This is a genomic window from Paenibacillus auburnensis (genome assembly GCF_927798115.1).
GTDB classification, from domain to species: Bacteria; Bacillota; Bacilli; order Paenibacillales; family Paenibacillaceae; genus Paenibacillus_AQ; species Paenibacillus_AQ auburnensis.
The window spans coordinates 503,659-527,014 of sequence record NZ_CAKMMG010000001.1 but is presented as its reverse complement, the minus strand read 5'-3'; the positions used below and the strand labels follow the sequence as shown (position 1 = coordinate 527,014).

Below are 23,356 nucleotides of genomic sequence, written 5' to 3'. Positions count from 1 at the left end.
TAACCAATTATCCAGGTGATAAATCGACAATTTACTCGTTTCCAATAGTGAATGAGTGCCGCTGCTGAACATAAAGCTGATTAATCGAATGATTAATTCGAATCGTTTCGATAAACTTATTATAATTCTATGTGTTAGCGATTTCAAGTAGCTGAGCTAAAAACTTTTTCCGTATCCCAGCCGTAGGATAAGAAACAGATCTCCCAGTCTTACTGGAGGTAGCGAAAAATATCAAATATATGGATTAGCCTTTCAGTAAAAAACCAGAGGCTGGCTCCTTTGTGGAATAATCCACTTTGGGGCAACCTCTGGCAGTATCTTCTCCTGTAAACAAACCTATTTACCGTAAACTTTACCCTCTTTTATCTTCTGCACTTCATACATATTTACGGTTGTACTAAGGATAAAAGCCGGTTTCTCCTGTCCTCTGCTGTTACGGTGCCCCTGGATATGCGCATCGCTTTTCTCCCAGTTCTTCCACACCTCTTCGGATTCCCAGCGGATCAGCAGCAGCACCTCCTCATTATCTTTGCCCTTCTTATTGAGCATTACGCTGATATCAATGAGACCCGGCATTTCCTCCAGCGCACCCGGTGCACTGAATTTCTCAATGACCTTATCACTGTTTCCTTTTTCAACAACAATGGATCTGGTCTGAATGAACATCGATTATACCTCCAGTGAGCCATTAAGCTGCAAGAGTCACTCTTCTCCGCCTAGGCAATTTTAGTTAAATTCAATCTATGTTTCATTCTAATTGATAATCGTTATCAATTCCACTCCCGCTTCTCCAAGTATTTCTTAATTTAAAATAAACAATCACTTGCTTCAAGCGTTTAAGCGTTTATACACTTGGAACATATTAACTAATCACTTCAGAAAGCAGGAAAATCATGAATCTCACCGTTGAACTGGCTGAACAGCATGAAGCACATATTATTAAAAACCTTTATCCGCTCTATCTGCATGACCTATCCGGCCATTATGGATTTACTGAAGGCACAGTGATGAACCAGCATGGAATCTTTGAAGACGACCCGGAGATCCGGACTTTGGCACAGCAATATGATGCGCAAAATATATGGTGGGAGAAACCGGGAATCCTATTTCCTTTCTTATTCAAAGCTGGCTCGGTCCCCGCAGGATTCGCGCTCATAGCCACCCCGCCTCATTGTGCTAAAGGTGTGGATTTTTTCGTAAATGAATTTTTTGTACTTCAACCGTTTAGAGGGACAGGACTCGCAGCCCAAGCCGCACTTCGGGTATTTGAACGTTTTGCAGGGGTGTGGGAGCTGTACACCAATCCAGCCGCAAAAAATATAACCGGACAGAAATTTTGGCGGAAGACTTTAGCTGGTTATACAAAGGGCGATTACCATGAAGCTGTTGAAGAAACCTTTGATGGAACAAAGCTTGTATTCAGATTCAACAACGGGATTAAATAGGAGGTTCTGATGAGCGGGGTAACAGTATATCACGTGGATGCTTTTAGTAGAGAGGCGGGTATGGGGATATCGATCTACACTTTCCTATCCTGTATGGTAGCGAATGTCGCCGGATAATAACCGCTTCCCTGCATCCTTTTTGCCTTAGTCGCAATTACGGGTACGCCATCTTTGCCGGGGAACTGACATTCAGAATAAGGAATGATATAGCTATGGAGATTAATGAAGTACGTGTACCTTTTTCTGAATTCGATGAGATGATCCATTCCCTATTTTAGAGTCAGACTGGGCGAGTATCAGACTGACTCCAAAAGGCCTCCCGTCTATTTTGAAAGGTTAATCCTCAGTTTCACTGCTTCATCACTTGTATTTGTAGTAAGCTCCAGTATGAGAGATTCCGGATTATCCAACAGATTACTTGCATACACTTTCTCAAATCCGTCCTCTGTTCCGTTCCCTGAAACCATAGGCATCTCCAGTACACCATCTTCAGTCTTGGACTTTATCACCGTTCTGAGGGAAGCCTCATTAATCTTCAGCCGTGCTTCCCAGCTGTTCTCATCTGGGTTCTTTAGAGTGAACCGTGCAGATATCATTAACGGGGACAATTCAAGCTTACTAAGTAAGACTTCATGACCATCAAGGATAACGGTCTTATCCGGATATAGAATTCTGGTCACTGTCTTTTTAAACTTAGGATCCAGCGTGAAGCTGATCTTGAGTCTTGGCGAGTAATGCATATCCGCAAGGATGGTGCCAGTCTTGGGATCATCCATCTTGCCGGGGTTTACGGAAGCAATCTGAAACTCCGCCTGTAATTCCTTAGGAAATGGTTTGCTCCGGTCCAGTACAATCACGGTCTTCCCGTAAAACTTATGATAATTGTCCTGGCCTAACACTTTGTCATGAGCACCCATCCCCCCGCTGCTGGTTAGATAAGATTGGGTTATAATGTTATACATTTTACTGCTACTGACACCATACAATTCCTGCTCTTCACCTGTGGTAGCGGTATATAAAACAGTCATTTTATTCTCATCAGCTGTTACGGCGTTCAAAGTAATGCGATATCCCTGAGCTCCAGCACTTTTGTTAATCAGCTGGATGTAATCGTTACGGATTGCGGATTCTAAAGTTGCTGCGTCATTATCGTAAGTATTTAATTCCTTAAAGGCCTGCAGCTCTCCCCAATTCACTGTTTGCGGGACCAACGCTGTACGGGGTTCTTCGTGTATGATAGGGATTATAAACAGCAAAATAGCGGTTACTGCAGCAGCTGCCAACCCGAACAAAGAGCACGTCGTTAGCGCAGACCGTTTACTATTCCGGATGCCCCGCTCCATTCCGCTTTGAACCGCAATCCTTAAGTCACTGCTGCTTAGTTCCGCTTGAATGTGCCGTTGAAGACGGGCCGCATCCGACAGCATGGCCTGTTCTTCTCTGCTGTTAATCATTCCAATCCCCCCGATCCTTCATAATGCCTCTTAATTGCTTCAGTCCTTTGTGCTGCCAGGTTTTAATGGTCCCCTCAGGCTTATTCAACAATTCAGCAATGTCCCCCAGCGTCATATCATTATAATATTTGAGCAGCAGCACATGGCGGTATTTCGGCTTAACCTGTTCGAGAGCCCAGAGCATTTCCATCCTGCCGGTATCAGTCTCAGTAATGGATTCATGCATATACTCATCAGGTGTAGGCACACTTCGTTTCCTTCTCCGCTGCTCATCGATACAGACATAGATCAGAATCCGGATGATCCAGGCTTTAAAAGCCCTGGGTTCCTTGAGTGTCTTCCGCTTGATCCATGCACGGCAGGTTGTCTCCTGCACCGCCTCCAGCGCATCAGCCCGGTTGCCCAAATAGCTGTAGGCAATCTGGTACAGCTTATCGCTATGCTCCATCACAGCTTCATAAAACCGCAACTCCTCACTGGATGCAGCACCCGTTAACCTTTTCATCTCCACGCCCGACATCGTCATCTCGCCCCTCCTCTCTCTATCCTTACAATGTATAAGACGGAGCGTGTCCACAAACGGTTTTCCCTTTATGTAAATTCACTTACTCATTCCCTGGCAAAAAAGAGAGCCCTTCCCAGCGGGAACGGCTCTCTCGTGAGAATATTGATATAGTCAGATCTTCGTTACAGCACCCAGTTCCCTTTGCGGAACACGGGCTCGATGGTTCCATCAGCCAGTTCACCGTCGATATCCAGCTCAGCTGAGCCGATCATGAAATCAACATGGGTCAGGCTGACGTTGGCGCCGCGTTCCAGCAGTTCTTCACTGCTTAAGCCTACGCCGCCCTCGATATTTACCGGATACGCGCTGCCCAGCGCAAAGTGGCAGGAAGCATTTTCATCAATACCGGTGTTATAGAACACTCTGTTCAGTCTTGAAATGGGTGAGTCATGCTGCACTAAAGCCACTTCACCCAGATAAGATGCTCCTTCATCGGTCTCCAGCAGGGAGGTCAGATGCTCACGTCCGGAAACAGCATCATAAGCAGTAACCTTGCCATCAGTGAAGGTAAACGTAATCCCGTCCACAAGACGGCCATTCAGGTTCAACGGAAGTGTACTGGTTACAGTGCCGTTAATCCCGGTCCGATTCGGCATGGTATAGATTTCCTCTGTAGGCATGTTCGCCACAAAATACACGCCGCTGCCGTTCTCACCGCCTCCGCCCCTCCAGAGATGTCCTTCGGGCAGTTCCACATGCAGGTCCGTGCCCGGAGCGCGGTAATGCAGGCTTTTGTACCGCTTGGCATTCATCCGGTCCTGGCTCTGCTTTAGCTGGGCAATATGCTCACGCCAGGCAGCTACCGGGTCCTCAGTCCCCACACGGTTCATCTGGAAAACAGCTTCCCACATCGCATCAATACGGTCTTCCCGGGGAAGATCCGCGAACACCTTGTCCACCCAGGCGCGTGTCGGTGCTTTAATCAGCGACCAGCTGATTTTACTGCTGCGCGTGTAATTCTGGTATTTCTTGCGGGCTATAGCTGCAGCTTTGACGGCTGTGGAGACCTTAGCGGAATCAATTCCGCGGAACAGCTCCGGATCAGGTACTTTAATATGTAAAATGGCACCGCCCTCTTCGGCGAACCCTTCGAGCATGTCGGCATGCCACTGCGGGTAATAACCGAAAGAATCAGCTGGTGCCTTCTCATAACGGATACGCGTAACCGCCTCGTCATCCCAGTCCACCATTACATATTTCGCACCGGCTTCATAGGCTTTGCCTACGATCAGGCGCGTAAGCTCAGCCGTTTCCAAAGGCGAATGAATCATCAGCACTTGCCCTGGCTGCACATTCACTCCAACCTTTACTACCAGATCCGCATATTTCTCCAGCATCAACTCAAAATCCTTCATTATTTTCGCTTCCTCCATCTCTGACTGATCTATGGCTATCCTCAAAATAAGCTCCAGTAGCTATTTTAACGCAAAATGAGGGCTATGGCGATTAATTGTCCATTGGCCGAAAATTTTTCAGACAAAAGAAATAGGCAGTTCCGCTGAAGAACCGCCTCTTAAAAAATCCATTTCTGTCCTACTGTTTATCCACCTGTAATAAAGTAACTTCCTTCACCGTGTACGTACCCGCCAGCTTCTCTTCAGCAATCACATTAAGCTTCGCCAGACTGGCGACCTTCGACGGGTCCGCCTTGGAGAGCAGCCGCCACACCTGCGGGTCAGCCAGCGTGTTGTAGAGCTTTTCATCGTCATATTCTTTGCGGTTCTGCGTAACAAGCTTCACTCTATAGCTGCCGATGACCTTCTCCGTCTCCCCCTGATCCGCACAATAGGCCAGAATCTCCTGTCTGAGTTCAGCCAGCTCCTTCTCGATATCCTTCTGTTTGGACTTCAGTTTATAGTATTGCTGCACTTTCTTTTCCATTCTTGCTCACGCTCCTCTCCTAACATATGTATGCCGGAGAGATTAAATATATTGATTAAATACATAGAGCCATTTTCCAGATAATTCTATAATGATATTGGATACCTGCAGTGAATCCGGACGGATACAGCGTCTAACTGACTGCGGAGCATTTATTCGGATTACCTAAGCTAAGCTGCCGGTAAAATGATGCATACTCCGCCAAAATTAGTTGACAGCAGGTGGGTCATGTTCACTTCGTATCTGTTTCCGATCTCATATGCCTTTATGTCTTTTCCGGTCGCGGCGATGCTCTTCACTTTGCCCTTCCTGATAGTCCAATACCGGCGGCATGGTTATATCCACAAGCTTCGGGCGTTGGTGCTCTATTTGCTGCTGCTCTATTTACTGAATGCCTTCTATCTGATTATGCTGCCCTTCCCTTCCTCCAGACACAATTTGCCTTTATTAGGCAGCAGCATTCAGGTTGTGCCGCTGCAATTTATCGGAGAAATTCTGCGCAGCAGCAGTTTATCGGTTGACCAGCCGTCCACCTATTTGACGATTTTTCGCAACCCCGACTTTTTTCAAGCTTTATTCAATGTTGTATTGACGGTTCCTTTCGGCATGTTCCTGGGCTACTATTTCCGCACCCGCTGGGTAGTGTGCATTCTGCTCTCCTTTGTGCTTTCATTATCGTTTGAAATAACGCAAATTACCGGCATATACGGTTTCTTTGACAATCCGTACCGGATTTTTGATGTCGATGATCTGATTACCAATACACTTGGCGGAATTGCCGGATTCAGAATTGCACTCCGGATTTCGGGACTGCTGCCCCGAATTGACCAACTGGACAGCAGGGCGAATCTTAGTACAAAACGTGTCACTTATACCCGTAGGGGCATCGCCTTTATGCTGGACGCCTGTGTGTGGCTGACCGCTGCCGGTATACTAAGCCTGTTCCCGGTTCCCTGCCCTTTATGGATCGTACTTGGGGTATACTTCCTGCTGATTCCATGCTGGACCCGGGGACAGACCATTGGGAAATGGATTGTACGTATCCGTGTAGAGGGCTGCAGCAGCAGCCTCCGGCCTTGGATGATTGCCCTAAGATACGTTCTGCTCTATGGAGGAACGTTCGGCATGAATATTCTGCAGTTTAATTCGGCATGGGTAAACACCCTTGGACCGGATATATCCGGTCCGGCCCGTGGAATAGTGCTGCTGGCAGATCTGCTGTTCCTTATTCATCTAGTCATCAGCATGTTTAAGAAGGAGCCGTTGTTCTACGAACGATTAAGCCGGACCCGGAATATCATTACCTGGCCTGAGAAACAGCAGCAGGCAGACACAGCAGAGTTACCGTTATCCCTTAAATGAAAAGGAGAATCTATCCGGTGAACCAATTTAAGACTAACTTAAACAATAAGGACGGCAGCCTTGCCTTTCAGGAATGGATTATTGAAGCAGATATCGCCGCCATGCAGGCTGAAATGAACAAAGGCTCGTTAACTGCTGAACAACTGGTGAGCCTTTATCTGGATAGGATCAACAGGTATGATTCGCTCATTAACTCCGTGCTGGAGCTCAATCCCGATGCACTGGATATTGCCCGCCAGCTTGATAAAGAGCGGCAATTATCGGGAGCCCGCAGCAGCCTGCACGGCATTCCGCTTCTTATTAAGGACAATATAGACACTGCAGATAAACTTCACACAAGTGCAGGGTCAATTGCGTTGGCTGAGTCAACGGCAGTTCAGGACGCTGCGGTCATCAGCCGGCTGCGCACTGCAGGTGCCATTATTCTCGGGAAGGCCAATATGACGGAATGGGCTAATTTTATGGCTCCCGGGATGTGGGCCGGGTACAGTTCACGCGGCGGGCTCGTCCTCAACCCCTACGGACCCGGCGAGCTGTTCGTAGGGGGTTCCAGCTCCGGCAGTGCGGCTTCCGTTGCAGCCAATCTCATTGCCGCGGCCGTAGGGACGGAAACTTCCGGCTCGATTATCGGGCCGGCCAGCCAGAACTGTATAGTAGGAATTAAACCAACCGCGGGACTCGTCAGCATGGCTGGAATCATTCCCGGCATCGGCAGCCAGGATACCGCAGGACCGCTGGCCAGGACAGTCTCCGATGCAGCTGTCCTGTTGGGAGCGATGACCGGACAGGATGAACCAGACACTCAGGTATCCGGAACAGCCCGGGAGAGAACAATAGCAGATTACACGGTTTTTTTGGATACGGCGTATTTGCAAGGGGTGCGGATAGGTATCCCTAGGGCAATCTATCATGAGCTCGATGAAGAAGTAATGGCTATTATGGCAGAAGCGATTGAGCTTCTTGAACAACAAGGCGCTGTGATCGTTGATCCCGTTGAGCTTCCCTGTCTTAACCGTGAATGGAGTCCGGTCATGCTGCAATATGAGTTTAAAAGAGGCCTGAACCAGTATCTGGCCGGACTTGCCGGGTCAGTACCCGTACATAGCTTGAGCGAGCTTATCGCCTATAACAACACGCATAGTGATAAAGCTCTGAAATACGGGCAAGGCACGTTAGAATGGCTGGAACAGTCCGGAGAAGGTATTACGGAAGAAATGTACCTTGAACAGCTTCGCCTATCCCGCGAGCAGGCACGTGATCATGGAATAGATTATGCCTTAAAGGAATATCAGCTGGATGCCCTGATGTTCCCCGGGTTTCACGGAACAGATCTGGCTGCCAGAGCAGGTTATCCGCTCATTACAGTTCCCGCCGGCTTTGCAGCCAATGGAATCGTTACACCAGGAGGATATCTTACCAAAGGCCCGCATGGCGTCACCTTCTCCGGTACAGCCTTTAGTGAGCCAACGTTGATCTCGATCGCATATGGATTTGAACAGGCGTCAAGGCGGCGCTTCCCGCCCCGCCTGTCTAAATAAACAAGCCATTATTCATTTATCCCATGAGGAGCTGTGAACATGAACATGACCGGAACTTTATCTCCAATGCCAAGAAGTCTTCCCGAGGAACAAGGTATCCGCTCAACCGCGGTATCTGCATTTCTGGACCGGATTAAGAACCTGAACATCGAGCTGCATAGCCTGATGTTTCTAAGACATGGCCATGTTGTTGCAGAAGGCTGGTGGTCTCCGTACAGATCCGAACTTCCTCACATGCTGTTTTCACTCAGCAAAAGCTTCACAGCTACGGCCATCGGACTGGCAGTTTCAGAACAGCTCTTATCCCTGGAAGATAAGGTGGTTTCTTTTTTTCCTGACGAATCCCCCGCAGAGCCTGGTGATAACCTGGCACAGATGAACATCAGCCACCTGCTGATGATGGGTACCGGCCACACCATGGATACAATGACCGACATGCTGCAGTCCCATGACGGCAATTGGGTCAGAGCCTTTCTTCAGCTTCCGGTTGAGAAGGTACCCGGTAGTTATTTCCTCTATAATACCGGAGCTACTTATATGCTCTCTGCCATTCTGCAAAAGGTAACCAGCCAGACACTCTTGGAGTATCTCGCTCCAAGGCTGTTCACTCCGCTGGGCATTAAGGATCCCACCTGGGAAAGCTGTCCGCGCGGGATCAACACCGGAGGGTACGGGTTAAATCTCACTACAGAGGATATTGCCAAATTCGGGCAGCTGTACTTACAACAGGGACAGTGGAATGACCGGCAGATTCTCTCCAGGGAATGGGTCGCTGCTGCAACCTCTAAGCAAATTGCGAATGGTGACGGCAGCCCGGACAGCGGGGAATGGTCTCAAGGATACGGGTATCAGTTCTGGAATTGCCGGCATGGCGCCTTCCGTGCAGATGGTGCCTTTTGCCAGCTCTGTATCATAATGCCGGAGCAGGATGCGGTTCTGGTGGTTACCAGCGGTACGAATGAGACGCAGCAGGTGATGGATGCTGTCTGGGAGCTTCTACTTCCGGCCATGAATTCTGCCCCTATACTTCAAGAGCACTCTTCTGCAGCGGCAGACTTGGCTGCTCAGCTCCGCACACTGCAGATTGTGCCGCCACGATGTATCCGGTCTTCAACCCTGGAAAGCACCTTGAACGGCCAAGTCTATAAGCTGGAAGCTAACGAGCTGGATAGCGACTCACTTGAAGTTTCTTTTAGCGGGAATGAAGCTGTTGTGACTATTCAAGATCGTTCAGTGCGTCAGAGTGTAGTTTTTGGGCGGGAGGAATGGACAGCAAACTCCGCAAATATGATGCCAAGCTCTTCGGGTTCCAATGCCATAATGGCCAGTTTCACCTGGGCGGCAGTGGACAAACTTCAATTGACGATGCAGCTTGTGGAAACGCCTTTTTGCATCACAGCAGAAATAACCGTAAAAGAGAAATCGATTCAACTCACACAGTCCTTCAATGTGGCCATGGGGCCAAATGAACCGGTTTCTGTCGCAGGCTATCTCATAGAGTAAATTGCAGCTTTTAACCTTCTAACAAAACAAGAGGCTATGACATTCCTTAAGGGATACATAGCCTTTTGTATTAATACCTAACTGGATATCTATTAAGCTTCCAGGCCCTTCATTGTGAGCACTACCGGACAATGGTCACTTCCCAGTACATTGCAGTCGATGGCTGCATCGATCAGATGCGGCGCAAGCCGTGAAGAGGCCAGGAAATAGTCGATCCGCCAGCCGACATTCCGCTCTCTTATTTTTGGCATATAGGACCACCAGGTATAAGCTCCTTCTGTCTCCGGATAAAAATACCGGAAGGTATCGATAAAACCCGATTCCAGCAGGATAGTCATCCGTCCGCGTTCTTCATCGGTGAACCCGGAGTTCCCCCGGTTAGACTTGGCATTCTTCAGATCAATGTCGGCGTGGGCAACATTAAGGTCCCCGCAAACAATGACCGGCTTGCGTTTATCCAGCTCCAGCAGATAGGTGCGGAAACGGTCCTCCCATTCCATTCTGTAATCCAGCCGTGTCAGATCCCTTTTGGCATTCGGAGTATAGACATTTACGAGATAGAAGCTGTCAAATTCCAAAGTGATCGTCCGGCCCTCAGGTTCAGAATCCTCTTCAAGGCCGTATCTTACAGAGATGGGCTTGATTCTCGTAAACACGGCTGTTCCCGAGTAGCCTTTCTTCTGGGCATAATTCCAATACTGGTAATACTCTTCGCCCTGCTCCAGGACAATTTGCCCCTCTTGGAGTTTGGTTTCTTGCACACAAAAAATATCGGCAGCACTTTCTTTGAAGTATTCGTTAAAACCCTTGCCCACACAGGCCCGCAGGCCGTTTACATTCCAGGACACCAGTTTGATCATCGTCATTCTCCTTACATTTTCACTAGAATTATTCCAAGTGTAACATATTCTAAGCTGATTGGAGTTCATAGACATGATACAATAACTGGGCTTGCCTCTAATTATTCTATGAAAAACGCGAGGGTTTCTAAATCTATGAACACATCCATTCTGCTCCGAAGCTTTAACTTTCTGTATTTTGCCTTGCTGGCCATGTTTATCCCCTTCCTGCCGGTCTATTTAGATGATCAGGGCCTGACCCCGGCACAGATAGGTCTGGTAATCGGGACAGGCGGGTTCATCACTATTATCGCCCAGCCTTTATGGGGTATGATCAGTGACCGGACGAAGACGATCCGCAAAGTGCTTCTTCTGCTACTGCTGTGCTCGGCTATCACCGGCTACTTCCTGTATGACTCCAGCAGCTATATACAGCTCATTCTGCTCGCGATGCTGCTCTATTTCTTTCTAATGCCGATCGACCCGCTGACAGAGAGCCTCAATTTCCGGATTGCCGAGGCTAGCGGTATCAGCTATGGTTCCATCCGCACCTATGGTGCACTGGGATACGGCATCATGGCTCTGCTTACCGGTTATGTAATGTATTATTTAGGAGCGCGTGGTTTGGGCCTGCTGTTTGCCGGCAGCTGTCTGCTGGCCTTTCTAGTCAGCTGGAAGATGCCAGATGCACCGGTATCAGGGAAACCGGTCACACTGAACAGCCTCAGGCATTTTTTCAGCAATAAGGAGACCCTGCTGTTCCTATTGCTGGTGTTCATTATCTCCGTGCCGGCAAGAATGAACGATACCTTTTTAGGAGTGACCCTGCTGGATCTTGGCGGCAGTGCAGCACTCATAGGCCAGTCATTTTTTCTGGCGGCAATCAGCGAAATTCTGGTCTTCGCTCTGAGCTTCTGGTGGCTGCGCAAGGGTAAGGAACTGAAGATTATCAGTTTCGCGGGTGCATGTTATTTTATCCGCTTTTTTCTCTCCGCCTGGATCACAGACCCGTACTTGCTGGCCTACCTTCAGGTTATGCAGATCTTTACTTTCCCGGTCTTCTACTCGGCGGCCATCCAGTATTTGTACCGCATTGTGCCGGAAGAATGGCGGGCCACAGGTCAAACGGTACTGGCTCTTTTGTTCTTCGGAGTGTCAGGAATTTTGGCTTCCTATGCGGGAGGTGCGCTGTATGGTTCCTTTGGAGGAAGAAGCTTTTATCTGTTTGTGTCAGTAATGTCGTTAGCCGGAACCCTCTTCGGTCTGGCTCTTTACCGGACTTACGGCAATCGTTCTAATGAAGTAGAACCGAAGGTCTCTTCATAGGGCAAAAAACCCTCTTCTTTAGCAGCCTCTATCCATTTCGGATAGGGGCTGTTCTTTTATGGACGCAGCAGCCTATTAAAATGTGCGAATCTCCCAAGACATCCGTTATAACACTCATAGATTTACTGAATATGATATTCTATCAAACACAAAGGAGGTCATCATGATGGCTATCTTATTACCGATTCAATACTTCAATCTGGCTCCATCGGTAGGTAAATCCTATTACGAGAATCTTGCCGGAGGCATTAACGCTGCTGTTACTGTTAACAACGGCTCGGCATTTCCCGTCGATCTCGTTATCTATCGGGTAAATGCTCCAGTAGTCACTTACACTATTCCTGCACTGAACAGCCTTACGCTGTCAGTAAACTTGCTGCTGGTTGCCGCGCTGTTAAGCACAGCTGCCGGCGCAGTTTTCGGCACCATTGAAATCGCAACATCAGACTTCTAAGGGAACACCATAGTATCCGCCATACTCACTCATGAGCATTCCCTCTATCAAACACCCCTGGCCGCTAAGCGGTCAGGGGTGTTTTTTTGCTAGATTATGCAGCTCTTTCACATGGTTTCTTCAAACCTATTAGGCTTCGAGATCAGGCATTGGCCCGGTATATACGGATTGAGGACGGAATATTCTGTTATTCGCCGCTTGCTCAAGAATGTGCGATGTCCAGCCGACAATTCTTCCCGCCGTAAAGGTTGGAGTAAAGATCTCAGGGTCCAGCTGCAAAGCACGCAGAATGGCCGCAGCATAAAACTCTACATTGGTGAATAATCGGCGGCCCGGTTTGTATTCCTCCAGCAAACGGATAGCGGTGTGCTCGACATGAATGGCCAGATCAAAGGACGGGTCTTTACCGTTCATCTCTACGGTCGCAATCATCAGCGCTTCCGCGCGCGGATCCTTCGTCTTATAGATCCGGTGTCCAAAGCCCATAATCTTGCCTCCGTTGTCAAGTACAGCGCGGATCCACGGCTCAGCCCGGTCCATTGTTCCGATGTCCTCAAGCATAGCAATGACTTCGGAAGGTGCTCCGCCGTGCAGCGGGCCCTTCATCGCTCCGATAGCCCCGCATACAGCCGCGCACATATCTGACTCTGTGGAGAGGACGACCCGGGATGCAAAGGTCGAAGCATTCATACCATGTTCCATGCAAAGAATCAGATAGGCGCTGAGAGCCCGTACATGGGCTTCTTCAGGGATTTGCCCTTTCAGCATATACAAATAATTGGCGGCATGCCCCAGCTCGGCAAGCGGCTCAATAACCGGCAGGTTATTCAATTTGCGGTATCGGTAAGCAATAATTGTCGGCAGCACCGAGGTTAACCGGAGCGCCTGTGGAAGTGTCGGCGGCCAGGTCGCATTCACCGGTTCTCCTAAGGCTGCTACAGCGCTTTGCAGCACTAGCATCATAGGAACGGTTGGAGGAAGCAAATCAATCATTCCTCTCAAATAATCCGGGATTATTCTCGCTCCAGCCATATCTTGCTTAAGTTTCTCCAATTCGCCCGGATCCGGCAAATGCCCGTTCCACAGCAAATAAGCCACTTCCTCATAGCTTCTGCTGACTGCAAGCTCTTTCGCCCAGTAGCCCCGATAGACCAGATGCCCTTTCTCGCCATCCACTAATCCAATATCTGTTTCTCCTGCAACTACGCCTTCTAATCCGGTCACCTTTGCCATCATACTAGCTCCTTTTCCGCTCATCTGAAAGTTAACATCACATTAAAAGTATATGCCGGAAACTCGATATTGCATATTTATTGTTTTTTATGAATGCATAAATTTTTTTTATCAATCTTATACTAAGCTATTTCATTAACTGTTTCAGCTTGGCTTCCGTATTGGAATCCTTAGCCGGAGTATAGATGCTGCAGCGTAAATCCTTACTGCCATGCACCTGGAGTGAGGTAAGGTGAAACAGCATTTTCCCCGCCTTGGCATGACGGAATTCCAGCACCACGTCCGGTGCACTGCTGACCCGGCTCTCCTCCCACAGCTCATGAAAAGCAGGGTGCTGTGCTTTCATCTCCGCGATAAAATCGTCATACCAGCTGTCTTCCACATACTGCCCGTAATACGCCCGGAAAATAGACAAAAACCCCCTGACGAACTGCTCCCAATTCACGGCCAGCCGCTGGAATTCCTTGCGCACGAACAATAGGCGGATCATATTGCGCTCTTCCGGCAGAAGCTGGGCAAAATCCAGAAAGACATGCGCCGCCGCCTCATTCCAGCCGACAATCCCGCAGCGGCGGTCCGAAATAATCGTCGGGCAGGTTGTGAGCTCCTGCAGAATTTTCTGCAGGGACGGACTGATCACAGAAGCCTCCTCCTGCTGGAACGCGGCCATGCCTGGGCCATTCTCCAGCGCCAGGGCAAACAGATAATTCCGTTCATCCTTGGTCAATCTGAGCGCACCCGCGATACATTCCAGCACAGAAGGAGATACTTTAATATCCCTCCCTTGCTCCAGCCAGGTGTACCACGTACTACTTACTCCGGCTAACTGTGCAACTTCCTCTCTTCTCAGTCCCGGAGTCCTTCTGCGGGTTCCTTCCGCGAGTCCCGCTGAAGCTGGCGTTATCGCAGCTCGGCGCGATTTCAGGAAATTAGACAAGGCCTGCAATCTGGTCTGATTGGACATATTCTATGCCGCCCTTCAAATTAATGATCTTACTATAGTAGTAATTATACTAGTATAAACCACAACTTGTAATAGGATAAGCAAAGTGGAAAAATACAGTTATACCCCGTACAGGGAAGTATTCAAAAGACTCGAGGAGGATTCATATGGAACGGGTAGTCATTACAGGCATGGGCTTAATTTCACCACTCGGTAACTCGGTAGAACCATTCTGGAGACGCTTAAGCGCCGGTGAATCGGGGATCTCCCCGATCACTTCATTTGATACATCACACTTCAAAAGCAAGATTGCCGGAGAGGTTCGGGACTTTGATGCGGAAGCGAGATTCGGCCGCAAGGAAGCCCGCCGGATGGACAGGTTTACCCAGTTTGCACTGGCAGCGACTGAGGAAGCATGGGCTGATTCCGGCCTGCAGCTGGAGAAGATTGACCGGGAACGCCTCGGCGTGTATGTCGGTTCAGGTGTTGGTGGAATAAATACACTGATGGAGCAGGCAGAGCTGCTCAAGACCCGCGGACCGGAAAGGGTCAGTCCGACTCTAATTCCTATGCTGATCTCTAATATGGCTGCAGCATCGATCAGTATCAGGTTCGGGGCGCTTGGCCCTACGCTGTCACCGGTGACCGCCTGTTCGATCGGAAATACCGCGATTGGAGAAGCATTCCGGCTGATACGCTATGGCGGTGCGGATTGTGTTATTGCCGGGGGCGCTGAGGCGGCAATTTCAGAAATTGCACTGGCCAGCTTTGGCAATGCGACTTCCTTGTCGACCCGCAATGATGAGCCGGAGAAAGCCAGCCGGCCGTTTGACGGCAACCGGGACGGATTTGTGATCGGCGAAGGCGGCGCTATTCTGATTCTGGAGTCGCTCTCGCACGCCCTGCGCAGAAATGCCGTCATTCATGCAGAGGTTATAGGCTACGGGGCCAGCTCAGATGCTTACCACATGGTTGCAACCCATCCCGAAGGAATTGGCGCCTACCAGGCGATGAAGCTGGCACTGCAGGAGGCCGGGGTACAACCGCAGGAAGTAGACCTGATCAGTGCACATGCGACCAGTACCTTAATCGGCGACCGTTCAGAGACAACCGCTATTAAAAAGCTGTTCGGCGAAGCTGCCTACCGTATTCCTGTAACCGCGAATAAATCAATGACCGGACACACCCTCGGTGCGGCTGGTGGACTGGAAGCTATTGCTATGATCAAGAGTATCCAGGAAGGTCTGATACCGCCTACAATCAACCAGGAGGCACCTGACGAAATCTGTGACCTCGATTATGTGCCAAACCACTCACGTACTGCAGAAGTGAATATTGGGGTATCTAATTCTTTTGGCTTCGGGGGACACAATGCAGTAATCGTGGTTAAGAAGTTTCAGTAACACAACAACCTCCGGACAACGTCAATACGTTGCTCCGGAGGTTGCTGTTACAGTATTTTTTCAACTATTCCTTAGATTCTGTTAATACGTGACTTCCCCAGACAGCAATTCCTTCTTCGGAAAGAGCGGTAAATGTCATCACATTGCCGTTCACTGCTTCATTCCACTCCTTCAGGAAGACACCGCTGTATTCTTTTCCTTCCACCGTTAACTTAGCAGTATGTTCCCCGCTTAAGCTCCACGTGCCTGTTACAGCTCCAGTGATCTTACCGTCAGCAGTCAGCTCAATCATTTGTGACTCGACAATCTCTGGAGTAATGTCCTTCCCGTGGTTTACGTATTTGTACTCACCGGTGATATCTGAGGCAGCATAAGTTCCAATCTTTTCGCCTCCATAGCGGTGTGGAGCTACTACCGGCCATCCATTCTCATTCATAAACATCTGATGGACCCGTACTTCATGCTCTTCTCCCCGGTAAGGGAACCGTGTATGGAAGATGAGATAGTATTGGCCGCTTTTCTCATCATAATACGCCGAATTATGTCCAGGCGATACATATCCTTCCCCGCTTACGGCCGGTTCCGAATCACTGTTCATAAATTCAAAATTACCCATTAGCTTCACACCGTAAGGTGAATAGACCGGATCATCGAATAACTTGTCCGGATTACCTTTAGCATCGATCATGGCTTGACCCTGGGAATCTTCAAAAGGTCCGTCAGGATTCTTGGAGCGGGCTACACGGATATTATAACCTCCATTAGCATCCAGCCCTCCGAACGAGAGGAACAGGTAATAATAATCGGTTTCAGGGCTATATAACATATAAGGTCCTTCAATCCGGGCATGATTCGCACCTAGCAGTTTCTTGCCGTACCCCTGATCGGGGAGCGGGAAGCCCGTAGCCGGGTCAAGCTCCAGAATAAAGATCCCGCCTGAATATGAACCATATACCATCCACAGCTTTCCGTCCTTATCGAAGAACACATCCGGATCTACTACATTTGGCTTCTCGGTAGCGTCATACAGTTCACCGTCATCGCCTACCCCGGTCATACCAGACTTCAGAATAATTCCCAGATCCTTATAGGGCCCTTCAATCTTATCAGATACTGCAATCCCCATTGCTGATAGAGGTGAATCTCCCTTGCAGGCATCATAGTACATATAGAATTTGCCGTCAGCAAGTTGAATGACATCCGGCGCCCAAAGCGTGTTTGACTGCGCCCAATTAAAGGTTTCGCTGAGTTCCTCGGTGACATTCGGAATAAGTACATTACCGTCTTCTACGATGGAAGAAATCTGTTCCCATGACATCAGGTCCTTGGTTTTGGCCGAAGCCAGATGGGAACCGAATACGTAATAAGTATTTTCCACCTTGATGACGGAAGGATCATGCACCGAAACATTCTTGAACTCAGGCGCCCCGCCGCCGCTGCCACTGCAGCCGGATAACAGCGTTAAGGATAATAATGTGGTCATTGCGCGTTTTTTCATGAGAATACCTCCTATGTATACCCTTACATTGTGCTGTGAAAAAGAAAAATAGTCAATACTTTTATTTATATATATTAATATTAGTTCATACTTTTATAAAGTATAAAACTGCCTAAACCCACTTGAATTACACGTTTATCGCGCAAAAAAGCGCCAATCCGTATAACGGACTGACGCTAATCTTATTAGTATAAACTTAAACCGATAATTAATACACGCTGTTGCCTTCTACCAAAATTGGCTGAGGATAAGCATTCGGCATTACACGCTGTCTCTTCTTCACCACTTCAGGCGGCTCGACAGCCGGAGCCATCGGATGCATCAGCCAGGATTTCACCAGGTGGGAATCCGATACTTTATACATCGGAGGCTCCTTCTCCATGTCAATCGCCATAGCATAAGTGCTGCGCAGAGCAAATGCATCACCCTTAGGCGGCTTGATCAGATCGGGAGGTGTTCCCGGAATAGCTGTAAGCAGGGAACCTTTGCTCTCCAGACTTGGCATGGAAGCAAGTAAGCCCCAAGTGTAAGGATGTCTAGGATCATAGAAAATCTCTTCAGCAGTACCCATTTCAACAATCTGACCGGCGTACATAACCGCTACACGGTCAGCCATTCTGGCAACTACACCAAGGTCATGGGTGATAAAGATGATCGCTGTATCGATTTTCTTCTGCAGATCCTTCATCAGATCAAGAATTTGTGCCTGGATGGTTACGTCAAGCGCAGTTGTCGGCTCATCGGCAATCAGCAGCTTAGGGTTGGCCGCAAGTGCCATAGCGATTACGACACGCTGACGCATCCCGCCGCTGAACTCATGCGGATACTGCTGGAAACGGCGTTCCGGTGACGGAATACCTACCAGGCCCAACAGCTCGATACCACGTTTATAAGCAGCATCCTTGGAGATTTTTTCGTGTTTGAACAGCACTTCGGTAATTTGCTTGCCGACCTTCATCATTGGATTCAGGGAAGTCATTGGATCCTGGAAGATCATGCCGATTTCTTTACCGCGGATTTTCTGCATTTGCTTTTCGGTTTTCGGAATCAGGTCTTGTCCGTCGAACAAGATTTGACCGCGTTTGTATTGCCCCTGCGGCTGAGGAACAAGTTTCATGACCGCTTGGGAAGTTACGCTTTTACCGGAACCGGATTCGCCTACAATCGCCAGTGTTTCACCTTTATTCACATGAAAGTTAACACCACGGATCGCTTGAACCTCTCCGCCGCGTGTTTTGAATGAAATTGCTAAGTCTTTTACCTCTAAAAGGCGCTCCATCCTGTCACCCTCTCTGCTCTTTTCAAAAGTACGATAATGATTCTCAGTATATAGATAGGCAATAAGTATTATTTTATCTATTTTTATGCCTCTTAGTCAAGAGCTTTCTGAAAATGAATCATCCCAAATTCATGTCAGATTTCCCTCTTCTTAGTCCTTCACAAGCTGAGTCAGATCATCGGATAGGTCAACTGTTGTAGAATCCATAATTATTACTATAACAAAAATGGATCCTTGAAAGCTGTTAACTATAATATAGTCTTGTGTTATGTCATACTAAATTAACAATTACCCTCTTAAATAAGAAAGGAATGACTCCTTCATGATCATCAAACCACGCACTCGCGGCTTCATATGTACGACTGCCCACCCCGTGGGCTGTGCCCGGCAGGTTCAAGAGCAGATAGAGTATATAAAGGGTAAGCCTACGGTACAAGGTCCGCGCAATGTACTGGTCATCGGTGCCTCAACCGGATACGGCCTGGCCTCGAGAATCGCTGCAGCCTTTGGTGCCGGAGCTGCGACGGTAGGTGTATACCGCCCCAGTGCAGCTACTGACACGCGTACCGCGTCCGCCGGATGGTATAACTCGGCAGCCTTCGAGCAGTCAGCGCTTGACGCAGGCCTGCGATCCTACAGTGTGTGCGGCGATGCCTTTACCAAGGAGACCAAGGACCGGACCACCCGGCTGATCAAGCGCGAGCTGGGACAGGTCGATCTCGTGATCTACAGTGTAGCTACTGCACGCCGGACAGACCCTGTAAGCGGTGAAGTGTATAATTCCGTTCTGAAGCCGGTTAGGCAGCCCTATACGAACAAGACGGTAAACTTTCACACAGGTGAAGTCAGCCCTGTAACCATAGACCCTGCTACAGATTTAGAGATTGAAAGTACCGTCCATGTCATGGGCGGAGAAGACTGGCAGCTGTGGATTGACAGTCTCCGGGAAGCGGGAGTTCTGGCTGATCATGCAGTGACCCTTGCTTTCTCCTATATTGGACCTGAACTTACTCAGGAAATCTACCGCAAAGGCAGCATCGGCCAGGCCAAAGACCACCTCGAGGCCACCGCACGGCTGATTAATGAGCAACTTGCTGTTCAAGGTGGCAGAGCCTATGTCGTTGTCAGTAAAGGGCTGGTGACCCAATCCAGTTCAGCGCTTCCTGTAGTCCCGCTCTACACCTCTCTCCTGTACAAGGTGATGAAAGCTCAGGGGCTTCACGAAGGCTGCATTGAGCAGGCTTACCGCCTCTTCACAGAATGCTTGTATTCGCTCGAAGGCACTTCTGTTGACGAAGAAGGCCGGATCCGCATCGACGATTGGGAGCTGAAGCCTTCTGTTCAGGCAGAAGTGGACCGGCTATGGCCCCTAATCACCACTGAGAATATTTATGAGCTGTCCGATCTTGCCGGCTACAGGAAGGAATTCTTCCAGCTATTCGGCTTTGAAACTGATGGCGTTAATTACGAAGCTGATACGAATCCTCATGTCAGCATCCCCAACCAGTTCTGAAACCAAGAAGGCCGGAACCCGCTATGAGCGAGATCCGGCCTTCTTGATTCATACTTAGGAAGCATTGATATGTTTGAAGGACTTCCAGCTTTCCGCCAGATTCTCTGCAGCCCACCGTACATGATTGTCATCTTTATACTGCCTGGAATAACACTCAATCACCAGGATCAGGTCAAGATAGAAATCATAGAGCTTCTTACGGAGAAGTTCGTTCGGACTGTCAAAAGTCTGCCCATACCCCTGAATAAAGGCCTGTGAATGCTCGAAGTGCCTGAAGTAATACTCCATCAGCACATCCCCCCACAGCGCCCTCTCCCAGTCAATAATAGATACAATTACACCATCTTTAACAAACAGATTGCCATTCCACAGATCCCAGTGAATCAGGCGCGGTTCTGTCACCTCATCCAGCGCAGGCAGATAATGCTCCAGCTCCTGCCTGATTTCCTCTTCGGGTACCGGCAAGACTGCATCCAGATTCCGTGCATCTGTAAGAAGATTGGATATCATAGCAGTAAACGTATCCCGCCACGAAGCCGGGGCTCCCACTGTATCCTGTCCGAACAAACCGAAGCCCGGTCCCGTAATTTCATTAATCAGCCGCTGATACCGGCCAAGCTCAGCCTCAACCCCGGCTCTCTGCCCAGCCGAATAACTTTCTTTGACTTCACTATATGGCTGGCCTTCAACCTTCTCCATGAAAAAATAAGGACAGGGGATTAAGCTCCGGCTCTCGTCAAAGCTGTAGACGGCAGGGACCGGAACTTTGCCCCCTGCCGCGACGAGCCGCATTGCTTCCACTTCAGCCCGCATAATGTCCTTCTCATAACTCAAAGTCTGCGTTTCCTCCGAAGGAGCGACCTTCAGAATGACAGACCTCCCGTCACTGAGCAACAAATCATAAGCGGTATTAAAAAATCCGCCCGTCAGCTCCGTACTGGAGACGATGGTCAAGTCCGCAGCAAAGGCGGAGAGAACCAGCATCCCGAGCTGCCGGTCATCCAGTTTGACCTTAGTGAAGCTCTCCATAAAGGGCTACACCCACCACATATCGCCGAGAGGTTCCTCAATCAGCACCTGCCGGAGATTATCGACGGCCTTGGAGAAACCTTCTTCAATGGACATCAGGCCGTCCTCATGCTCAATACTGACTACATAATCATAACCGACCAGACGGAGGGCGCTGATAATATCAGCCCATGTCTTCACATCATGTCCATAGCCCACGGAGCGGAACTGCCAGGCGCGGTCCAGCATATTGCCATAGGACTGCATGTCAGTCAATCCGTACATGTTAACATTGACCGGATCAATAACTGTATCCTTGGCATGGAAATGGTGAATCGCTCCACGACGTCCGAGAATATGAATCGCCTGTACCGGATCAATACCCTGCCACCACATATGGCTCGGATCAAGGTTAGCACCGATAGCCTCCCCTGCAGCCTCTCTGAGGCGCAGTAGAGTAGCCGGTGTGTGCACCGAGAAGCCGCCGTGCAGCTCCAGGCCGATCTTCACGCCATGCTGCGTTGCAAACTCGCCCATTTCCTTCCAATATGGAATGACTTTATTCTCCCACTGCCAAGTCAGAATCTCCTGATAATCATTCGGCCAAGGGGCAACCGGCCAGTTCGGGTACTTTGCACCTTCATGGTCACCCGGACAGCCGGAGAAGGTGTTGACCACCTGTACTCCCAGCTTTTGGGCCAGCTTAATGGAATTAACCAAATCTTCATGATCCTTAAGCGCAAGCTCCTTCTGCGGATGCAGCGGATTGCCGTGACAGCTGAGCGCACTGATGATTAGACCGCGCGATTCGATTCTTTGCTTGAATTCTCCAAGTAGCGCTTCATCCTCCAGCAGCAGCTTAGGATCGCAGTGACTGTTGCCCGGATAGCCTCCAGTGCCGATCTCAACCGCTTTGAGTCCCTTGGAAACTACATAATCCAGCGCGTCCTCCAGCTTGCGACCGCCGAAAAGTACCATAAATACTCCAAGTTTCATTGACCTGCCGCCTCTCGTCGATAATATTTGTTAATTCTTATGCTTCATAAGTGTCAAAATTTTTAATGACCTCGTTCTTCTCAGCGGCTGCAAAAATCGCCTCGATCAGATTCTGTACACGCAGCACTTCCGCATTCTTTACGATAGGTTCAGCATTGCCTTCAATTACGGCCACAAAATTATTATAGAATCCGTCCGGTAGCTCGGCTGCCGGAGGCAGCGCTTCAGTAATCGTTGAGCCTTCCGACGGCGGAGCCATTGTCTTAGTGAGACCTACACCGGCACGGATCGGAGTCGGCTCCCGGTGCTCGCTTTCACTGTTGCGGGTGACGATTCTTCCGTTCAAAGACCAGTCCTCGATTACGGCCGAACCTTCTATCCCCTTAACATACCATCTCGGTAAAGTGATAAAGTTGGTCGTGCCGACCTCTACGATGGCTTTGATGCCATTTTCAAATTGAAGAACCGCTTCAAATCCGTCGTCGACATCATTGCCAAGAATGTAACTCAAGGTGCTGGACACGCTGATTACCTTGCTGTCAATCATGAACAGCAGCTGATCCAGCAAATGCACACCCCAGTCCAGCAGCATGCCGCCGCCCTGCTCCTTGACATGCCGCCAGTCGCCCGGAATGCCGTTAGCCCCATGGACGCGGGATTCGATCTGGAACAACGCCCCGATCGTTTCCGTCTCGTACATTTGTTTGATCACACGGAAATCTTCATCCCAGCGTCTGTTCTGATGGACCATCAGCACACGGCCGGATTCATCCGCTGCCGCAATCATTTCCTTAAACTCATCCGAAGACATGGCGACGGGCTTCTCGCAGACAACATGTTTGCCGGCTTGCAGTGCCCGGACGGCAATTTCTTTATGCACATCGTTCGGTGTAGCAATCAGTACAACCTCAACAGCGGGATCTGAAAGCACTTCCTCATAGCTCGCATAAGCCTTGTAGCCTGCTGCCTCCGATGCTTCCTGCCTTGCCCGCAGCGGGTCAAATGAGCCTGCTACTTCCAGATGCTCATTTTCTCCGATTAGCTGGGCATGATAGCTGCCCATGCCGCCATATCCAACGATGACTATAGTATGTTTCTTTGAACTCATGAATTCCA

The 23,356-nt window shown here is 49.2% G+C and carries 21 protein-coding genes; 8 read left to right on the top strand and 13 right to left on the bottom strand.

Going from position 1 to position 23,356, the window contains the following annotated elements:
* Positions 1-336: 336 nt before the first annotated feature.
* Complete coding sequence (locus L6H70_RS02410; protein WP_236329410.1) at positions 337-666, bottom strand: antibiotic biosynthesis monooxygenase; 330 nt, start codon at positions 664-666, stop codon at positions 337-339.
* A gap of 227 nt (positions 667-893) precedes the next feature.
* Here L6H70_RS02410 and L6H70_RS02405 point away from each other — a divergent pair, with 227 nt between their 5' ends.
* Positions 894-1,445, top strand: a complete 552-nt coding sequence (locus L6H70_RS02405) for a hypothetical protein (RefSeq protein ID WP_236329407.1) — start codon at positions 894-896, stop codon at positions 1,443-1,445.
* A gap of 323 nt (positions 1,446-1,768) precedes the next feature.
* Here L6H70_RS02405 and L6H70_RS02400 read toward each other — a convergent pair whose 3' ends face one another.
* From L6H70_RS02400 to L6H70_RS02385, 4 genes are all read right to left on the bottom strand, one after another.
* Positions 1,769-2,899: a DUF4179 domain-containing protein gene (locus L6H70_RS02400; RefSeq protein ID WP_236329405.1), complete on the bottom strand. Its 1,131-nt coding sequence runs from the start codon at positions 2,897-2,899 to the stop codon at positions 1,769-1,771.
* The gene (locus tag L6H70_RS02395; RefSeq protein ID WP_236329404.1) at positions 2,892-3,425 is read right to left on the bottom strand and encodes a sigma-70 family RNA polymerase sigma factor; all 534 of its coding nucleotides are present in this window, start codon (positions 3,423-3,425) and stop codon (positions 2,892-2,894) included. The genes L6H70_RS02400 and L6H70_RS02395 overlap by 8 nt, the downstream gene beginning before the upstream one ends.
* Positions 3,426-3,586: 161 nt before the next feature.
* A complete protein-coding gene (locus L6H70_RS02390; protein ID WP_236329402.1) occupies positions 3,587-4,819 on the bottom strand; it encodes an aminopeptidase in 1,233 nt (410 codons plus the stop codon).
* A gap of 178 nt (positions 4,820-4,997) precedes the next feature.
* On the bottom strand, positions 4,998-5,345 hold the full coding sequence (locus L6H70_RS02385) for a hypothetical protein (RefSeq protein WP_236329400.1): 348 nt from the start codon (positions 5,343-5,345) through the stop codon (positions 4,998-5,000).
* Between the two features lie 228 nt (positions 5,346-5,573).
* Here L6H70_RS02385 and L6H70_RS02380 point away from each other — a divergent pair, with 228 nt between their 5' ends.
* The 3 genes from L6H70_RS02380 to L6H70_RS02370 are packed head-to-tail and all read left to right on the top strand — an operon-like array spanning position 5,574 to position 9,748.
* A complete protein-coding gene (locus tag L6H70_RS02380) occupies positions 5,574-6,707 on the top strand; it encodes a VanZ family protein (protein WP_236329397.1) in 1,134 nt (377 codons plus the stop codon).
* On the top strand, positions 6,704-8,245 hold the full coding sequence (locus L6H70_RS02375) for an amidase family protein (protein ID WP_480243755.1): 1,542 nt from the start codon (positions 6,704-6,706) through the stop codon (positions 8,243-8,245). The genes L6H70_RS02380 and L6H70_RS02375 overlap by 4 nt, the downstream gene beginning before the upstream one ends.
* A gap of 39 nt (positions 8,246-8,284) precedes the next feature.
* Positions 8,285-9,748, top strand: a complete 1,464-nt coding sequence (locus L6H70_RS02370) for a serine hydrolase domain-containing protein (RefSeq protein ID WP_236329395.1) — start codon at positions 8,285-8,287, stop codon at positions 9,746-9,748.
* 92 nt (positions 9,749-9,840) lie between these two features.
* On the opposite strand, the gene L6H70_RS02365 is transcribed toward L6H70_RS02370, so the two are convergent.
* Positions 9,841-10,605 (bottom strand): exodeoxyribonuclease III, encoded by a 765-nt coding sequence (locus L6H70_RS02365; RefSeq protein WP_236333072.1) that lies wholly within the window; start codon positions 10,603-10,605, stop codon positions 9,841-9,843.
* A 138-nt stretch (positions 10,606-10,743) separates the two neighbouring features.
* Between L6H70_RS02365 and L6H70_RS02360 the strand changes: the two genes are divergently transcribed.
* Together L6H70_RS02360 and L6H70_RS02355 are read left to right on the top strand one after the other, a co-directional pair.
* The gene (locus tag L6H70_RS02360) at positions 10,744-11,913 is read left to right on the top strand and encodes an MFS transporter (protein WP_236329394.1); all 1,170 of its coding nucleotides are present in this window, start codon (positions 10,744-10,746) and stop codon (positions 11,911-11,913) included.
* A 166-nt stretch (positions 11,914-12,079) separates the two neighbouring features.
* A complete protein-coding gene (locus L6H70_RS02355) occupies positions 12,080-12,367 on the top strand; it encodes a hypothetical protein (protein WP_054940336.1) in 288 nt (95 codons plus the stop codon).
* Positions 12,368-12,496: 129 nt separating this feature from the next.
* Here L6H70_RS02355 and L6H70_RS02350 read toward each other — a convergent pair whose 3' ends face one another.
* Together L6H70_RS02350 and L6H70_RS02345 are read right to left on the bottom strand one after the other, a co-directional pair.
* Positions 12,497-13,600 carry a citrate synthase/methylcitrate synthase gene (locus L6H70_RS02350; RefSeq protein ID WP_236329392.1) on the bottom strand — a complete coding sequence of 368 codons (1,104 nt, stop codon included), beginning with the start codon at positions 13,598-13,600 and terminating at the stop codon, positions 12,497-12,499.
* 127 nt (positions 13,601-13,727) lie between these two features.
* Positions 13,728-14,564 (bottom strand): helix-turn-helix transcriptional regulator, encoded by an 837-nt coding sequence (locus L6H70_RS02345; RefSeq protein ID WP_236329390.1) that lies wholly within the window; start codon positions 14,562-14,564, stop codon positions 13,728-13,730.
* 146 nt (positions 14,565-14,710) lie between these two features.
* Between L6H70_RS02345 and fabF the strand changes: the two genes are divergently transcribed.
* Positions 14,711-15,946, top strand: coding sequence for a beta-ketoacyl-ACP synthase II (gene fabF, locus L6H70_RS02340; RefSeq protein WP_236329388.1), 1,236 nt, complete (start codon positions 14,711-14,713; stop codon positions 15,944-15,946).
* 64 nt (positions 15,947-16,010) lie between these two features.
* Here the strand turns inward: fabF and abnB are convergent, their stop codons facing one another.
* Positions 16,011-17,429, bottom strand: coding sequence for an arabinan endo-1,5-alpha-L-arabinosidase AbnB (gene abnB, locus L6H70_RS02335; protein WP_236333070.1), 1,419 nt, complete (start codon positions 17,427-17,429; stop codon positions 16,011-16,013).
* 223 nt (positions 17,430-17,652) lie between these two features.
* The gene (locus L6H70_RS02330) at positions 17,653-18,723 is read right to left on the bottom strand and encodes an ABC transporter ATP-binding protein (RefSeq protein ID WP_236329386.1); all 1,071 of its coding nucleotides are present in this window, start codon (positions 18,721-18,723) and stop codon (positions 17,653-17,655) included.
* A 322-nt stretch (positions 18,724-19,045) separates the two neighbouring features.
* Here L6H70_RS02330 and fabV point away from each other — a divergent pair, with 322 nt between their 5' ends.
* Complete coding sequence (gene fabV, locus L6H70_RS02325) at positions 19,046-20,236, top strand: enoyl-ACP reductase FabV (protein WP_236329384.1); 1,191 nt, start codon at positions 19,046-19,048, stop codon at positions 20,234-20,236.
* Between the two features lie 54 nt (positions 20,237-20,290).
* On the opposite strand, the gene L6H70_RS02320 is transcribed toward fabV, so the two are convergent.
* The 3 genes from L6H70_RS02320 to L6H70_RS02310 are packed head-to-tail and all read right to left on the bottom strand — an operon-like array spanning position 20,291 to position 23,348.
* Positions 20,291-21,265: a phosphotransferase family protein gene (locus L6H70_RS02320; protein ID WP_236329382.1), complete on the bottom strand. Its 975-nt coding sequence runs from the start codon at positions 21,263-21,265 to the stop codon at positions 20,291-20,293.
* A 6-nt stretch (positions 21,266-21,271) separates the two neighbouring features.
* The gene (locus L6H70_RS02315; RefSeq protein WP_236329380.1) at positions 21,272-22,240 is read right to left on the bottom strand and encodes a sugar phosphate isomerase/epimerase family protein; all 969 of its coding nucleotides are present in this window, start codon (positions 22,238-22,240) and stop codon (positions 21,272-21,274) included.
* A 37-nt stretch (positions 22,241-22,277) separates the two neighbouring features.
* Positions 22,278-23,348: a Gfo/Idh/MocA family protein gene (locus tag L6H70_RS02310; protein WP_236329378.1), complete on the bottom strand. Its 1,071-nt coding sequence runs from the start codon at positions 23,346-23,348 to the stop codon at positions 22,278-22,280.
* Positions 23,349-23,356: the final 8 nt, after the last annotated feature.